Source organism: Subtercola boreus, from assembly GCF_006716115.1.
Lineage (GTDB): Bacteria > Actinomycetota > Actinomycetes > Actinomycetales > Microbacteriaceae > Subtercola > Subtercola boreus.
Window position 1 is genome coordinate 2,486,526 of record NZ_VFOO01000001.1, and the last position, 15,897, is coordinate 2,502,422.

At 68.2% G+C, this 15,897-nt stretch carries 12 protein-coding genes and 1 pseudogene; 7 read left to right on the top strand and 6 right to left on the bottom strand.

Annotated features, from left to right (window positions below; genetic code table 11):
- Positions 1-24: 24 nt before the first annotated feature.
- A complete protein-coding gene (locus FB464_RS20255) occupies positions 25-1,119 on the top strand; it encodes a glycosyltransferase (RefSeq protein ID WP_246093033.1) in 1,095 nt (364 codons plus the stop codon).
- 76 nt (positions 1,120-1,195) lie between these two features.
- Here FB464_RS20255 and FB464_RS11555 read toward each other — a convergent pair.
- Positions 1,196-2,416: pseudogene (locus FB464_RS11555) on the bottom strand (acyltransferase family protein); the annotation flags it as partial.
- 54 nt (positions 2,417-2,470) lie between these two features.
- Between FB464_RS11555 and FB464_RS11560 the strand changes: the two are divergent.
- Genes FB464_RS11560 through FB464_RS11575 form a run of 4 tightly spaced genes read left to right on the top strand, consistent with a single transcriptional unit; the run spans position 2,471 to position 7,528 of the window.
- Positions 2,471-3,748: a lipopolysaccharide biosynthesis protein gene (locus FB464_RS11560; RefSeq protein WP_142206680.1), complete on the top strand. Its 1,278-nt coding sequence runs from the start codon at positions 2,471-2,473 to the stop codon at positions 3,746-3,748.
- Complete coding sequence (locus tag FB464_RS11565) at positions 3,745-4,833, top strand: glycosyltransferase (RefSeq protein ID WP_246093034.1); 1,089 nt, start codon at positions 3,745-3,747, stop codon at positions 4,831-4,833. The genes FB464_RS11560 and FB464_RS11565 overlap by 4 nt, the downstream gene beginning before the upstream one ends.
- A complete protein-coding gene (locus FB464_RS11570) occupies positions 4,833-6,263 on the top strand; it encodes an O-antigen ligase family protein (RefSeq protein WP_116413726.1) in 1,431 nt (476 codons plus the stop codon). Before FB464_RS11565 ends, FB464_RS11570 begins: the two co-directional genes overlap by 1 nt.
- Positions 6,260-7,528, top strand: a complete 1,269-nt coding sequence (locus FB464_RS11575; RefSeq protein ID WP_116413725.1) for an acyltransferase family protein — start codon at positions 6,260-6,262, stop codon at positions 7,526-7,528. Before FB464_RS11570 ends, FB464_RS11575 begins: the two co-directional genes overlap by 4 nt.
- Here FB464_RS11575 and FB464_RS11580 read toward each other — a convergent pair.
- From FB464_RS11580 to FB464_RS11595, 4 genes are all read right to left on the bottom strand, one after another.
- On the bottom strand, positions 7,509-9,059 hold the full coding sequence (locus FB464_RS11580) for a cellulase family glycosylhydrolase (protein ID WP_116413724.1): 1,551 nt from the start codon (positions 9,057-9,059) through the stop codon (positions 7,509-7,511). The two genes, FB464_RS11575 and FB464_RS11580, sit on opposite strands and share 20 nt — an antisense overlap.
- 43 nt (positions 9,060-9,102) lie before the next feature.
- Positions 9,103-9,342 carry a hypothetical protein gene (locus tag FB464_RS11585; RefSeq protein ID WP_116413723.1) on the bottom strand — a complete coding sequence of 80 codons (240 nt, stop codon included), beginning with the start codon at positions 9,340-9,342 and terminating at the stop codon, positions 9,103-9,105.
- A 26-nt stretch (positions 9,343-9,368) separates the two neighbouring features.
- Positions 9,369-10,445, bottom strand: coding sequence for an aspartate-semialdehyde dehydrogenase (locus FB464_RS11590; RefSeq protein ID WP_116413722.1), 1,077 nt, complete (start codon positions 10,443-10,445; stop codon positions 9,369-9,371).
- A 109-nt stretch (positions 10,446-10,554) separates the two neighbouring features.
- Positions 10,555-11,862 carry an aspartate kinase gene (locus FB464_RS11595; RefSeq protein ID WP_116413721.1) on the bottom strand — a complete coding sequence of 436 codons (1,308 nt, stop codon included), beginning with the start codon at positions 11,860-11,862 and terminating at the stop codon, positions 10,555-10,557.
- A 76-nt stretch (positions 11,863-11,938) separates the two neighbouring features.
- Here FB464_RS11595 and FB464_RS11600 point away from each other — a divergent pair, with 76 nt between their 5' ends.
- Together FB464_RS11600 and FB464_RS11605 are read left to right on the top strand one after the other, a co-directional pair.
- Positions 11,939-12,373: a cupin domain-containing protein gene (locus tag FB464_RS11600; protein ID WP_116413720.1), complete on the top strand. Its 435-nt coding sequence runs from the start codon at positions 11,939-11,941 to the stop codon at positions 12,371-12,373.
- A 78-nt stretch (positions 12,374-12,451) separates the two neighbouring features.
- On the top strand, positions 12,452-14,104 hold the full coding sequence (locus FB464_RS11605; protein ID WP_116413719.1) for a putative Ig domain-containing protein: 1,653 nt from the start codon (positions 12,452-12,454) through the stop codon (positions 14,102-14,104).
- 8 nt (positions 14,105-14,112) lie between these two features.
- Here FB464_RS11605 and FB464_RS11610 read toward each other — a convergent pair whose 3' ends face one another.
- Positions 14,113-15,828, bottom strand: coding sequence for an AtzH-like domain-containing protein (locus FB464_RS11610; protein WP_116413718.1), 1,716 nt, complete (start codon positions 15,826-15,828; stop codon positions 14,113-14,115).
- Positions 15,829-15,897 lie beyond the last annotated feature (69 nt).

Sequence of the window (15,897 nt, forward strand, 5' to 3'; positions counted from 1 at the left end):
CCGCCTTCTCCCGACAGGATGCTTGTGCCCGAAACTGCAGACATCTCCGGTGTGACCCTCGTCTACGTCGCTCCCCGCACCGGCACGAGCGGGGTGAGCGACTACGCCGACGACCTTCTGGCCATCGCCCGCGAACGGATGCTCCGGGTGGTCGAAGTACGCCACGGCGGCTCGGGCCAGGACGGTGTGCTCGACGTGCTGCGGGGGCGGCGAAGCATCCGGCGTGCCCTCTCGTCGGCGACCGGCCCCGTTGTGCTGCACACCGAGCAGAGCGGCGGTGTACTTCTCCCGTTCTGGGGGCTCCTCGGCATGAAGCGGGCCACCGTGCGGAGTTCCACCGTGCATGATGCGCCGCTCGGCGTCTGGCTGCCGTTCCGTACCCGGCTGGCGAGCCGGTCGAGGCTCGTCGTGCACGCCCTGCACTACCCGATCATGCCGCTCCTGGAGAGATTCGAACGCCGTGCCCTGCGACGGGTGGACCTGTTCGCCCTGACCGCCTCGGGCGCGGTGGAGACGGGCCGCATACTCGGCCACGACACGGTTCACCGCGGATTCCTCCCCGTACCTGAACGGCCGGAACTCCCCGCCCCCGTCGATCGCCCGCGGGCAGTCGGGCTCTTCGGGTACGTCTACCGCGGAAAGGGTTTCGACAGCCTCGTGCACCTGCGTTCGCGCCTCGATCCGGGCATCGCGATCCGGGTCGCCGGCCGGGGCACGGATGCCCTGCCTCCCGTCGACGGAGTGGACCTGCTCGGCGGAGTCGAGGGCGCTGACGAGGATGCGTTCTTCGCGAGCATCCAGATCATGATCGTGCCCTACGGCAAACGGAGTTCCTACGGGCCCGAGACGCACGTGGCGTCGAGCGCCATCGCGCGCGCGCTGGCCTATCAGACCCCGGTGGTCGCCCTGAAGTACCGCGGGATCGACGACGAGGCCCTGATCGTCGACGGCGACATCGACGACCTGGCCGACGCGGTCAGCGCACTGCTCGGTGACGAGTCCGCACTTCGGGAGCAGTCGACGCATGCGCGGGAACTGCGGGCGCGATTGACGACGGAGAATGCGTTCGAGCGATACGCCGAGGCGTGGCACGCGGCGATCTCCGGCGCGGCAGCCTGACGGCGCGGAGACCCCTGCGGGCGGGCTCTTCGACGATGTAGTAGGTTGCCGCACCGAGCCCGACGACACCGATGAGGAGTCCGGTGAGCACGGCGAGCCGAACGACGATCGAGCCCGCGGCGAGCGTCTCGATCGGAATCACCTTCACCGCGACCGTGAACAGCATGAAGTGCGTCATGTAGACAGAGAACGAGATCTTGCCGCCCCAGACGGGCACTCTGCCGGCCATGAACCGGCTGATCGGCCCCGTTCCCCCCGCGAGCCCGAGGAGGATGAGGAGCAGGAAGGGAAGGGCGAAGGCGGGGAACACGATGACCGTGTCCTGCGGCGCGAGGTAGGCGGCCACGACGACACCCACCACACCGACGACGACCAGGAGGTCGAACTTCGGGCTCTGCTTCAGGGCACCCAGCGAACGCCAGAGCCAGTAGGCAAGGCAGCCCGCGAGGAAACCGACGATGATGCGCAGCCAGATCAGCACGTAGCCCGCCCAGTAGACCCACGACTCCGCGCTGTTGACGACGAGCGGAATCGTGATCATGCCGACGGCGAGAACCACCACGATCAGCCCGACCGTCACCGCCCGTGACCGGATGCGCCAGATCGCCCGGGCGATCAGAGGGAATGCCAGGTAGGCCGCAGCCTCCGCGCAGATCGACCACGCCGGATTGTTCAGAGCGAAGGCGGGAGGGATCGACTGCAGCATCAGCACATTCATCACCACGTTGAGCGGGGTGTACTGCCCGTTGGTGTTGAGATTGAGGCCGACGGCCGCCGCTCCGATCACCAGTGCGACGAAGACGATCACGGTGAACAGGTGCACGGGGTAGATCCGGGCGAAACGCAGGAAGAGGAAGCTGCGGACGGCGCCCGGTGCGGGCTTCCGCAGCTTGTCCATGTACGTGTACGAGATGATGAAGCCGCTCAGCATGAAGAAGAAGTCCACACCGAGGTTACCGGCATTCAGCAGCGGGACGAACGGAGCGACATTCGGGAAGAGCGGTGTGAAGAGCTCGTACAGGTGGAACAGCACCACCCAGGCTGCGGCGAAAGCACGCACGCCAGTCAGGCTTGCTATCACTCTCACGCCGTACTCCCCACTCACCCCCCGAGGTTCGGTAGACCCGAAGGCCACGCTAACCGGCAGGGGGCCTGTCCGAACGCCCCAGTAGGGGGTTCCCCTGTTGGGGTCTCCCCCGGAGGGGGGGTCACCCTTTTGGGTCAATTCCAGACCGGGCGGGACACCCTCTCCGGCTAGGATGATCGTCACCCTGCAGGTTCTCCGCCGCACCCGCATTCCCTGTGCGGTAGCCGGTTCAGAACCCGTCGCCCGACCCCGAAACGGATTGAGATGCTCCGTCACTTCGCTGGCCTCGGCGCAGCAGGAAGCTGGATGATCGCCGGTCGCGGTGTGGGCTTCCTCTGGACCATCCTCCTGCTCAGCGCCCTCGGGCTCGGCGACTACGGCATCTACGCGACGGCCTGTGCGTTCGCGGCGATCATCTCGGCACCGCTCGAGAACGTGTTCGTCGTGCGGAGCGTTCGCGTCGACACCGCCGAGTACGAGCGCGAACGCTCCACCCGGTTGCTCCTCGGCGTGCTGCTGATCGTGGCGGGCGTCGTGCTCTACCCGTTCACCCTCACCCTCGCGTTCGCCCTGGTGTTCGCGGGCGGCGAGATGGTGTTCAACGCCTACAAGAGCCTCCCGCTCCGGAACGGCCAGCCCGCTGCGGTGATGAGACTGGATGCCCTGCGGCAGTTCAGCTCGATCGGTGCCGCGACGATCTACCTCTTTGCCGCGGGCGAGTCGGCCACGCTTCCGGTGGCCCTGGCGCTCTACCTGGCGCCGTACGCGGTCGTGCTCGTGCTGTCGGCGGTGCGCTGCTGGGGAACCCTGCCCGCTGTCCCGGGTGGGCTCCGCGAGAACGTGCTGCTGCTCGGCGATGCGTTCATCATCAGCCTCTACCTGCAGGGCGACATTGTGCTGCTGGGCATCCTGAGCTCTGACGAGACCGTCGGGGCCTACTCGGTCGCGTCGCAGATCGCCCTGGCCCTCTCCGTTCTCGGCCAGCTGTACGCCCAGAGCTTCAACGTGCGGCTCCGCGAGAGCCACGGCGATCCTGCGGCCGGGCCCAGGCCGAAGTTCCTCCTCGGCCTCGCCGCGTTCTTCGCGCTCGGTTCGTTCGTCGTCGGTGTGCTGCTCATCCTGGTCGGCTGGCACAGCGAGATCGGGGTCGTCCTCCTCGTGATGAGTCTGTTCGCCGGCCTCCGCACCATCGACAACGCGTGGACGACGGTGCTCTACATCCAGCACCGCGACGGCCCGAGGATCGCCCACGCCGGAATCGCGCTCGCGCTGAAGTTCGCCGGCATCCTGCTGTTGATCCTCGCCGCCGGCTGGCCCGCCGCCCTCGCTGCCGCCGTTGCAGCCGTGCTGGCCGAGGCGTACCTCTGCCTCCTGTACACCAGACTCGTGCACCGTCCCCTGCCTCAGCGGGACACAATTGACGAAGGGGAGGCGATGAGCGTGGAACTGACGACCACTGACGAGCTGGCGCCCGACCTGGTGACTCCCGACGCCCTCGCCCGCGAGATCGAGTCGCCCGACAGCACGAAGGAACCCCGGTGACACGCACTCTGGACTTCCTGCTCGCCAAAGACCCGGTGGTCGAACGCACCGGCGACATGACGATGGCGTCCCTCGTGATGGATCTCGCAGCCGAGGCCTACTCGGTGCGCTACATCTGCCTCGCGAAGACGTCCGGCAGCCGCGGCGCCAACACGCTGGTGGAGAAGCCGCAGGTGTCCGCACCCCGGCTCCTGCTGAAGTCGGCCCGTGAGCGCCGGAGTCTCGTGCACACCCGCTTCACCGTCCCCGGCATCACGAGCGCCATCGAGGCGAGCGACGCCGACACGTTCGTCGCCGACCACTCCTATATGGCCGAGCCGTTCGCCGCCTCATCGCGGGCCGGCGACGACCTGCGGGTGAACTCCGTCGTCTCCGAATCGTATGTCTGGAGCTCGTCGCACGGCGTCGTCGGGCGCGCCCAGAAGGCGGCGATCGAACGCGACCAGCTGCGGGTCGCACGGCTCGCCCGCTCGCTCGCGACCTACGACGCCGAGGAGGCCGTGGAGTACCGCGCCCAGGGCGTCTCGCACGCCCGCTGGCTCGAGCTGAGCCTCGAACCTGCCCCGAGCCACGACCACACCGGCAGCGCGCCCCGCCTCGCCTTCATGGGTGACCGCACGTGGGCCCCCAACCAGGAGGGCTACGAGCAGTTGCTTCAATGGTGGCCGCGCATCGCCCAGGGCATCCCGGATGCCGAACTGATCATCATCGGCAGACCGGCGAAGCTCCTGCCCCTGCCAGAGGGCGTGCGGGACCTCGGTTTCGTCGACGACCTCGACGCAGCGCTCAACTCGAGCCGCGCCATCCTCGCTCCCATCCGCACCGGAGGCGGTGTGCGGGTGAAGATCCTCGACGCGGCCAAACGGGGCATCCCGCTCGTGGCCACCCGCACCGCCATCGGATCGCTCGCTGAGATGTTCTCGCTCGAGGCGAGCGACACCGAAGACGCGTTCGTCGAGGCGGCCCGGCGCATGCTGCTCGACCCGGAGGCGTCCAGGCGCGAAGGGGCGCGTCTCTACCAGCAGAACCGCGAACGCTGGGAGTCCCGGGTACCCCACACCGCCGTCGCCGAGTGGCTCGCCTGATGCGCCGGCGCATCCTCGTCATCGCCGCCATGCTGGCCGGGGCCGTCATCCTGTTCCTCGCCCTCCGCCAGGGCACGTTCATCTCTATCGCTGTCGGGCTCGTGGTCATGGCGCTTCCGATCGTGGTGCTCCTGGGCATCCGTCGACCCACCGTGTACGGCTGGGCCTTCGGTATCGTCCTCGGCCTGGCCCCGTTCGCCACCCTCCCCGGCACCGGGACCCAACTCGTCTTCTTCCTCGCGCTGGCCTTCATCATCGTCGCGATCGTGCACGCCGGGGAGCGGGAACGCGGCCCCCGCACGTCGACCATCGGCATCTGGATGGGCCTCACCATCGCCGCCTGCCTCATCTCGATGATCGCCACCTTCACCGGGGCAGAGTCTCTGAACCAGTGGGCCCGGTGGGCGCTGGCCTCCGTGCTCGTCTGCTTCGGGGTCTGGATGTCGCCCACCCTCCGCCTCGCCCTCAGCCGCGCCTTCGTGGTCGGTGCCTGCGGCGGTGCGGTGCTGTCGATCGTCCTGAGCGTCGTCGACAAGACCGGCGCCTTCGTGCAGGGTCTCACCGTCATCGGCTACGGCGGTGCCGGCAGCCCGATCGTGCGCACCGTGGAGGTGAGCGGTTCCCTGTCGGTGCGGGCCACGGGGCTCTACACCGACCCGAACACCGCCGGCCTCTTCTTCTTCATGGCGCTCGCTGTCGCCGCATACGTCTTCGCCGGCCGGCTGCGCGTGCTGGCGATGATCGTGCTGGTCGTCGGCATCGCCGCCACCCTCAGCCGTTCGGCGATCATCTCGGTGATCTTCGCGGTCGTCATCATTCTGCTCATCCAGAACCAGTCGGCCGTGCGGCGGCTCATCATCGGTATCGTCAGCGCGGTGGCCATCGGCTTCCTCGCCCTGACCCCGAGCATCGCCGGGCGGATCACCGGTTCGTTCAGCAATTCCGACAAGGGCGCCCTCGACCGCATCGCCGCCTTCCAGAACTATCCGGGGCAGCTCGAGGGCCACTGGATCTTCGGCCGCGGCTGGGCGTTGCGGGAGTTCGTCGACTCGTCGTACGGCTACCTCGTCAACCATGTGGCGAACACGCCGCTCCTCGTGGTGTACCGGGGCGGGATCTTCGCGGGCCTCGCCTTCCTGGCGCTGCTCATCGTCGGCCTGGCGGTGGCCGTGCGGGGCCTCCGATCGACGGAGATCGGCTTCGGCATGATGGGGGCCGCGTTCTTCGGTCTCGTGCTCATCGCCTTCCAACTCGACTTCCCTGTGGTCACCGTTCCTCCGCTCACCATGGCCTTCTCGATCCTCCTGATGAACCTGGGAGTCGCCGGTCGGGAATCGCCGGGCGTGCCGCCGGGCATCCATTCGCCGTCTGCGGCACGCACACGCACCCGCACACGCACACCTCAGCGACAGGGGGCCCTCACCTCATGAGCGAACAACGACTGATGCCCGAGGGCAGCACGCTGCCCAGACGCTTCATCGGCCTCGACGGCCTGCGCGGCGTGCTCGCGATCTGCGTCGTCCTCGTGCACGCCACCGCCCAGTTCAACCCCCAGGTACTGAACACCCTGCACATCGAGATCCTCGGCCAGGCGATCGTGGTCTTCTTCGTGCTGTCGGGCGTGCTGATCTACTGGCCGTTCCTGAACGCGATCCTGGATGGCCGGCCGCTGCCCTCGATCGGCAGGTACGCACGGGCGCGGGTCTTCCGGGTCTATCCGGCCTACGTCGTCGCATTTTTCGTCGCGAACTTCGCCCTCGGAGCCGTCTTCGTACTGAACGCGATGACGACGGTGCACTCGGGCAACGACAACGGCACAGGCACCATCACAAACCCCTGGTCGGTACTCGCGCACATCACCCTGGTCCAGAACTTCATCCCGGGCGAGCTGCAGACCGGGCTGAGCGCGTCATGGACGCTGACGAGCGAGCTCACCTTCTACCTGCTGCTGCCGTTCCTCTGCATCGGAGCGGCCAGCCTCGCCCGCCGACTGAAGATCAACCGCGTGCTCGCCGTCGCCCTGCCCGGAATCGTGCTGATCGTGATCGGCGTCTCGTCGCACATCATCTCTGCGCTCTGGCTCCACCAGAGCGGCATCTCGCTGCTCGACTCGGAGTGGGGACCGACCTGGCAGGCGGTCTTCACGCGCAGCTTCTTCAGCTGGGCCGACAACTTCGGCTGGGGAATGCTGGTCGGCGTCGCCGTGTCGGTCTGGTACCGCCGCGGAGGTTTCCGGTTCGGCCGGCTCTCCGTGCGCACGGTGGCCTGGATCCTCATCCCCGTCGGCCTCGTCACCTCGGGCGTCAGCTTCCTCCGCTTCCCCTCGTTCATCGGAATCTTCTTCGCGATCTTCAGCGCCGGGCTCGTGCTGCTGCTGATGATCCCTATGAAGAACGGCAAGATCTGGGCGCTCTCGCGCATCCTCGACAACCGGGTGCTGTTCTGGCTCGGAACCATCTCGCTCAGCCTCTATGTCTGGCACTTCCCGGTGATCATCGTGCTCTACCGGCTCGGCTGGATCGCGGGTGACGACTGGCTCGGGTGGGCCTGGAACACGGTGCTCGTCTTCGCCGTAGCCGTCGCCATCGCCTCGCTCAGCTACCGGTTCGTCGAACTGCCGGCCATCCGCTCGCTCCGCACGAAGAAGAAGCCTGCCAGCAGCGATCGGGCGGCTGTCAATACCTCGTCACGGTGACGACTCCGGTCGTGGCCGACCAGACGATTCGACCGTGCACGAAGTCGTTCGCCCGGCTCCCGTCGGAGGCGAAAGTGTACTCGTCGGTCTTCGCCGCCCCGAGAGCCGACGTCCATTTGGCAAGGATGACGCCTGCGACGGCGTGCGCCCCCGTGGCAGCCGTGTAGAAGATGCGGAACCCACCTGCCCTGTCGTAGTCCTGGTAGGTGTTGGCGAAGGCGCTCTTCGGCACGAAGTGGTAGAGCCGGGCCAGCGTCGCAACAGCCGGTGGCGAGCTGAACCAGCCGTTCGGAGTCTGGTAGCGACTGCCGTTCTCGCATTCCTGTACAGCTCCGGTTCCCATCGCGTAACTGACCGACACGACGGCACCGAGTGCAGGATCGGCATTGTTCTTGAAGGCCGTTCCGCGGGTGCTGAGCGGAAGGCCAGACGCCTGGAGCCGTTTCACGGTCGCCAACGACTTCTTCGCGACGAACGTCGACGAGACCACACCGTAGGTCTCGTTCGAGTTGTCGGTGACCGTGAAGATGTGGAACGGCCCGGCGTACGAGACCTCGCCCCACTGCACGAGAGAGTTGTTGATCAGGGCGGCCTGCATCGTCTCCGAGACTCCGCCCGAGCCGGTCGGGGCGCCGTACTCGGTGATCCAGATCTTCTTCGACCCGTCACCGTTGGCCTTCATGACGGCGTGCAGTTCGATCATCCGTCGGGCCGGGGTGTTGTCCCAGAGAGTCGCGGCCGACAGCGAGTGCGTGTAGTCGTAGGGGTGGAAGGAGAAGGCGTCGAACGATCCCGCGACGCCTTCCGCATACATGGCGGTGATGAACCGGATCGGGTTCATCTGGCCGTCGACGTCGGCGGCCGGGCCGAGCGCTCCAGCGATGACCGTCGCAGCCGGATCCGCGGCCTTGATCGCGGGGTAGGCCGCCTTCACCATCGTGGCGTAGAAGGTGGGATCGGGGTCGGGTGCGAAATAGTCCCGGGCGTTCGGTTCGTTCCAGATCTCGTAGGCCGGGATCCTGCCCTTGTAACGCTTCGCCACTGCGCCGGCGAAGGTGGCGTAGAGCGCCGCCGTCTTCGGTCGCATCGTGCCGCCCGCGTTGCCGCCGTTCAGTGACGCCCAGGGCGGGCAGGTGGTGATGATGGCAAGGATCTTGAGGCTCCGCGCCCTCGCCTCCGTGACCGCATAGTCGAAGATGCCCCAGCTGAACGTCGTCGCGGTGGGCTGGGCGAGCACCCACATGATGTCGAAGCGAACGAGGGTTCCGCCGGACGAGACGATCGTGTCGAGGGTCTTCGCGATGTTCGCGCGGGTCTCGAAGAGGAGGGAGGAACCGGTCGAGTAGCCCACAGGGAAGGGCGCAGAGCGCGCGACGGCCGCATGCACTCCGGCAGCTGCGGGCGCCGCACCGGACCGGGCGGGGAGCGTGGCAGCGACCGCCGTGCCGCCGACAGCGGCCTGTGCCGCCACGACGGCCGTGCCCGCCGCCGCGCCCGCAAGGAGTTGCCTGCGTGACAGGTGGGGTGACATCCCGGTACCCCCCGTCGATCGACGACCGGTCGCTCTGACCGTCTCAGCGGAGGGTAACCCATTTGGGGGAACTGCCCTGGCCGGCGACCCCCGAATGAGTGAACCGGGCGCGACTCGCGCATCCCTTCGACAGGACCCCGGGCATCCGGTCACGGTGCGTACGGCCCTCCTCGAGGTCGGCGCGGTGAATCATCCGACCGAGGCAGAGAGCGACCGCGATCGACACCGCAGGCCAGAGCAGGAAGCCGGCGACAATGACGGCGGGGAGAAGGGAAGGAGGCATGACAGAAGATCATACCTGAGAAAACCTCAGCCGGCGATGGCCTCGACGGCGCGCTTCGCAAAGATCTCCGCGATCTGCACCGCGTTCAGCGCCGCACCCTTCCGGAGGTTGTCGTTGCTGATGAACAGGGCTATACCGCGGCCGTCCGGCACGCCCTCATCCTGGCGGATGCGACCGACGTAACTGGGGTCGTTGCCCGCAGCCTGCAGCGGCGTCGGAACCTCGGAGAGTTCAACTCCCGGGGCCTCACCCAGAAGCTCGGTGACGCGCTGCGGGCTGATCGGCCGGGAGAATTCGGCGTTGATCGAGAGGGAGTGGCCTGTGAAGACCGGAACGCGCACGCAGGTGCCGCTCACCAGCAGTCCCGGCAGTTCGAGGATCTTGCGGCTCTCGTTGCGGAGCTTCTTCTCCTCGTCGGTCTCGTTCGAGCCGTCGTCGACCAGCGACCCGGCGAGGGGCACGACATCGAAGGCGATCGGGCGCACGTACTTGACGGGCTCGGGGAAGTCGACGGACGCCCCGTCGTGCACGAGGTCGAGCAGCCGGCCGGACGAGACCGCGGCGATGGCCTGCGTGGCGAGTTCCTCGGCCCCTGCCAGGCCGCTGCCCGAGACGGCCTGGTAGGTGCTGACGATGAGCCGTTCCAGCCCAGCTTCGGCGTGCAACACCTTCAGCACGGGCATGGCGGCCATCGTGGTGCAGTTCGGGTTCGCGATGATGCCCTTCCGGGCCTCGTCGATCGCGTGCGGGTTGACCTCGCTCACGACGAGGGGCACGTCGGGATCCATCCGCCAGGCGCTGGAGTTGTCGATCACCGTGACACCGGCAGCGGCGAAGACGGGCGCGAGGGCCTTCGAGCCCGTCGCACCGGCCGAGAACAGGGCGATGTCGAGACCCGTCGGGTCTGCGGTCGCGGCATCCTCCACCACGACCTGCTCGCCGCGGAACTCGAGCGTGGTGCCGGCGGACCGCGCCGACGAGAAGAACCGGATGCTCCGGATCGGGAAGTCGCGCTCCTCGAGCAGCTGGCGCATGACCTTGCCGACCTGCCCGGTCGCTCCCACAACACCGACGTTCAACCCTGAATTACCCACGTGGTCCATCCCTCTTGATCCGAACGTCCAGTGTACCGATCGGCGGGAGGCGGATGCCCGGTGTGACGGTGCGCGCCCGGGCGGCGGTCACACCGGGCCGGGCGTCAGCGGGTGGGCGTCAGCGGCCGGTGCCGCCGTGCACGATCGCGTCGCTCTCGGCGTCGAGGCCGAAGGCGGCGTGCACCACCCGGAGGGCATCGTTCACCGTGTCGGCTCGGGTCACGACCGAGATGCGGATCTCGCTGGTGGAGATCATCTCGATGTTGATGCCCGCCTCGTACAGCGCGGTGAACAGCTTCGCAGAGACACCCGCGTTCGTGCGCATGCCCGCACCGACGAGCGCGAGCTTGCCGATCTGGTCGTCGTACTGCAGCGCCTTGAAGCCCACGTCGCCCTGCTCGGCGGTCAGGGCGGTCAGCACGCTCTGCCCGTCGGACTTCGGGAGCGTGAACGAGATGTCGGTGAGCCCGGTCGACGCCGCGGAGACGTTCTGCACGATCATGTCGATGTTCGCGCCGGTCTTCGCCACGATGTTGAAGATCTGGGCGGCCTTGCCGGGGATGTCGGGGACACCGACGACGGTGATCTTCGCTTCGCTGAGGTCGGTTGCGACCCCCGCGATCAGTGGCTCTTCCACAGGTGACTCGCTGTTCTCTCGGGCGTTCTCGGGGTCTCGGGCTGGGTCGACATCGGGGGCGTTGTAGACGATGGTGCCCTCGTTGTTGTTGAACGAGGATCGCACGTGCAGGGTGACGCCGTGACGCCTGGCGTACTCGACGGCGCGGATGTAGAGCACCTTGGCGCCGTTCGCAGCGAGCTCCAGCATCTCCTCGCTCGAGATGCGGTCGATCTTCTTCGCCCGCGGCACGAGCCGGGGATCTGCGGTGAAGATGCCGTCGACGTCGGTGTAGATCTCGCAGACGTCGGCATTCAGCGCCGCCGCGAGCGCCACCGCGGTCGTGTCGGATCCGCCCCGGCCGAGCGTCGTGATGTCGCCGGTGCCGCGGTTGAACCCCTGGAAGCCGGCCACGATCGCGATCGCGCCCTCGTCGAGAGCGTCGCGGACGCGCCCCGGCGTCACATCGACGATGCGGGCCTGGCCGTGCCGGGCATCCGTGATCATGCCGGCCTGGCTGCCCGTGAACGAGCGGGCGTCGTGCCCCATGCTGCGGATCGACATCGCCAGCAGGGCCATCGAGATGCGTTCGCCGGCCGTCAGCAGCATGTCGAGCTCACGCGGGGCCGGGATCGGCGTGACCTGGTGCGCGAGGTCGAGCAGTTCGTCGGTCGAATCGCCCATCGCGCTGACGGCGACCACGACCTCGTTGCCGGCCTTGCGGGTTTCGACGATGCGCTTGGCCACGCGCTTGATGCTCTCAGCATCGGCGACGGAGGATCCGCCGTACTTCTGTACGATCAAACTCACAGGGGGGCTCCCGACATCACGGTGAAAGGCGACTCCCCATTCTAGTTGTTCGAGCCGAGCCCCCGAGGAGGCCTCCGTGTCCGGAGCCGCACCCATCGTCCGCAACATCGCAGACCTGCCCGGGTACCTGATCAGCACAGGAGACACCGTCGTACTCGCCGAGCTGGCCGGGCCTGCGCAGGGCAGCTCGGCCAGTGTGTTCCTCGAGATCTGGGAGCCGGGCGGGGCGCAGCCGCTGAACTCGCACGCCGACTCCGCCGAAACCTTCATCGTGCTCGCCGGAACCGGGGCAGCCCACTCGGACGACGCGGTCCTCCCCCTCGGCCCCGGCGACGTGCTGACGCTGCAGCCCGGCTCGGAACACCGGATCGTGAACACCTCGGCGACGGAGAAGCTCTACACCATCACCATCATGGCTTCGGATGGCGGATTCGCCTCGCTCGTCACCGGGGGCACCCGGGTTCCGCTCACCGCGGCCGACCTCGGAGCGCTGGTCTCCGCTCTGGCGTGATCGGGGCTCCGGCGTGATCGGGGCTCTGGGTTGATCGGGGCACTGGCTTAATCGAGGATTGCTCAGTAGCATGGCGGCATGTCTGAATCGCGTCATGTCTCGCCCCGCCCGGCTCTTGCAGTCGCGGCCCTCGCCTGCTCCGCCCTCCTGGTGGCTGGTGGTGTCTCGCCGCTCAGCGCATCGGCGTTCTCGAGCTCGTTCACGGTGGTGGGCGGGGTTCCCGGCGCCCTGGCGGTCGATTCCACGACCCACAGGGTGTTCGCCGCAGACCAGTCGTCGAACGTCATCTCCATCTTCGACGGCAGCCTCGACGAGCAGCCCGTCACCCGGGTGGAGGTCGGCCTGCACCCTGTCGCGATAGCGATCGACGAATCCCAGCGCCAGATCTTCGTCGCCGACTCGGACTCGGGAACGGTGTCGAGATTCGACGCAGACGATCCGGATCCTGCGGCCGCCGTGGCCGTCACGGTCGATCATCCGTCGGCCCTCGCCGTCGACCCGGTGAATCACATCGTCTACGTGACCAGCTCCACGACGAACCGCGTCTACTCCTTCCTGGCTTCCCCCGATGCCGTGTCGCCGGCGCTCCGCAGCGTTCCGGTGGGCCAGGAGCCGTCAGGAGTCGCCGTGGATGCCGCAGCCCAGGTCGTCGCGGTGACGAACTCGCGCGACAACACCGTCTCCGTCTTCGCGGCGCGCACGGCGGCCGACGACACCGGCACTCCCGATCCGGTGCCGACCACCGTTCCCGTCGGTGCGTCTCCGTCGGGAGTGGCGATCGACTCCTCCAGCCACACCGCCGTCGTCGCGAACCTCCGCGACAACACCGCCTCACGTTTCGACGTCACCGCGTCATCCCCCGCTGTCGACACCGTGGGCGTCGGCCGGGCACCGCTGTCGGTCGCGATCGACTCGGGAACCCACTACGCGTTCGTCGGCAATTCGCTCGGCATGACGGTCTCCCAGTTCGCCGTGTCCGCCGCCGTGCCCCCGGTGATGGACGTGCCGCTTGGCAAGGCTCCACGGGGCGTGGCGATCGACGAGAGTCTCGGCAAGGTGTACGCCTCGAATCCCCTGAACGAAACGGTCTCGGGCCGCGCTCCGGTGACACCGGAGGCTCCCTGGATCTTTGCCGACTCCCTGCATGCCGCAACGGTCGGCGTCTGGTACACCCACGTCTTCGAAGCACGGGGAACGCCGGCCCCGACTCTCAGCCTCCGCGGTTCCCTGCCCGCCGGGCTGTCGTTCGACGCCGCGACAGGGCAACTCTCCGGCACGCCCACCGTCGAGGATTCTCAGTCGGTGACGCTGGTCGCGCACAACCTCGCAGGCCCCGATGCAACCAGCACGTTCCGGTTGGTCGTCACTCTGCCTGCGCCGACGCTTGCTCCGGCAGGGCCGCTCAGGTCGGCGAAAGTCGGTACCGCGTACAGCTACCGGCTCACCCCGACGGGGAGCGCTCCGTCGACCTGCGCGGTCAGCTCCGGAACACTTCCGGCCGGAATCACCCTCAGCGCCTCCACCTGTGCGCTGTCCGGCAAACCGTCTGCCGCAGGCTCCTTCGACTTCGGTGTCACCGCGCGCAATTCCGGGGGAACGGCGGCGGCGAGCTACCAGATCATCGTCGCACCGGCCGGCGGAGGCACGGGTTGCACAGACGGGCTTGGCGGCGCTGGCGGGTCTGGCAGGTCTGGCGATGTTGGCGGCAGCGAGATCAGGCCGGGCTGCTGAACCGGGCGTCAGGCTCGGGGGGTCGCAAGCCCGATCAGGGCCTGGTCGGCCCCACGGGCGCCGATCAGGCAGAGGCCCACGGGGAGAGTGCCGACACGGCCGAAGGGCAGCGTCAGGGCGGGTAGCCCTGACAGCGAGGCGAGGCAGGTCAGTCGAAGCGTCGCGCCGCGCACCCGGTCGATCTCGGCAGGTGAGGCGTCACGTTCCGGTGCCGGACCCGATGTCGACGGGAGCGCCAGGGCCGAGCCGGGTGGCACGAGCTGCTCCAGGCGGACGGTTGCGCGCGCAAGCACCAGCCTGGCATCCAGAGCCTGGTTGTCGGTGAGGCCGCTGGCGACCCGGAAACGCTCGGAGATCGCAGGGTCGAGCGCACCCGGGTTCGCTTCGACGAAGGAGCGGTCGGAAACCCAGGCTTCGAACTGCTGCACCAGACGGAACGCATCGAACCACACCTCGAGTTCGGCCGGGTCTATCGCCGAGGAAGTCTGCACGACCGGGGTGCCCGACGCCAGGGAGAGAGCACGCAGGCCGGCCTCGAAGCTCGCCTGCGTGTCGGCGTCTGCGAGTGCGACGAGCGAAGGATCGACGATCAGGGTCGAGATCGCGGCCGGCGGTGCTGCCGAGTCTGAACGTGCCGCGTCTGCACTGTTGCCGGGCGCGGTGCTTCCGGTCGAGAGGATCGCCCGGGCACCGGCGGCCAGCGTCGGAAGGTCCCTCGCCAGCAGACCGACGGTGTCGAAGCTCGGCGCGAGTGGCACGAGTCCTTCTCGGGAGACCGCGTCGTGGGTCGTGCGCAGCCCGAAGAGTCCCGTGTACGAGCCCGGCACCCGGATCGAGCCGGCCGTGTCGGTGCCGAGCCCGAGGTCTGCCAGGCCGAGCGCCACTGCCGAAGCCGGGCCGCTCGTCGAACCCCCCGGAATGCGGCCGGGGGCGGCCGGGTTCGGCGGGGTGCCGTAGTGCACGTTCGTGCCCGCGATCGAGAAGGCGAGTTCGTCGGTCTGGGCGAGACCGGTGATCTCCGCACCCTCAGCGAGCAGCGCTGCAACCGCCGGCGATGTCGTGGTCTCCGCGCTTTTCCCCGCGAGGAACGTCGGGTTGCCGGCGCCGATCCTCTCCCCCGCAATGGCGAAGAGGTCTTTGACGGCGACGCGAACCCCGGCAAGGGAGCCGACACGGCCGGTGCCGTCGGGGTGGGCCTGAGCATCAGGGTGGGCCACAGCGTCCGGGTGTGCCACAGCATCCGGGTGTGCCACAGACTCGACCAGGGGGCGGCGGGCCTCGGGCGTGGCCCAGATCGCACGTTCCTCGGCGGCAGTCAGTTTCGGCGCGCTGAACTGGAGGCCCGGCACTGTCGAGACGTGTGCGACGGTGACCTCCCAGAGCCCCTCGACACGCTGCCAGAGCTGCGTCTGGACTCCGGTGCCCCGGTCACCACGGATCGTCTCCGCGATGATCACCGCCGCGTCGGCGGAGATCGGGCGGAGGTGCACCCGGCGGAGGTGCCGGAGGGGAACCGGGGGGCGGGCGGCCCGGAAGGAGGCGATGGCGTCGTGCCCGACAAGAGCCGACCCGGCTTCGCTCCGAACGGTTGTGCCGCCGCGGGCGAACAGCTCGTCGAGTTCGGCGACGTCGTTCGTCATCAGCGCGCGTTCGTACCGCCAGAACGCGGCGAGCAGGTTCGGGTCACCGAGCCAGGCGGGGGCTGCCGAGTGTGCGTCATCCATTGTGTGTCCCGTCTCGTCTGGGCGGTCATCGCGGTCTGGGCGATCATCCCCGTGCGGGCGACCGCCGGC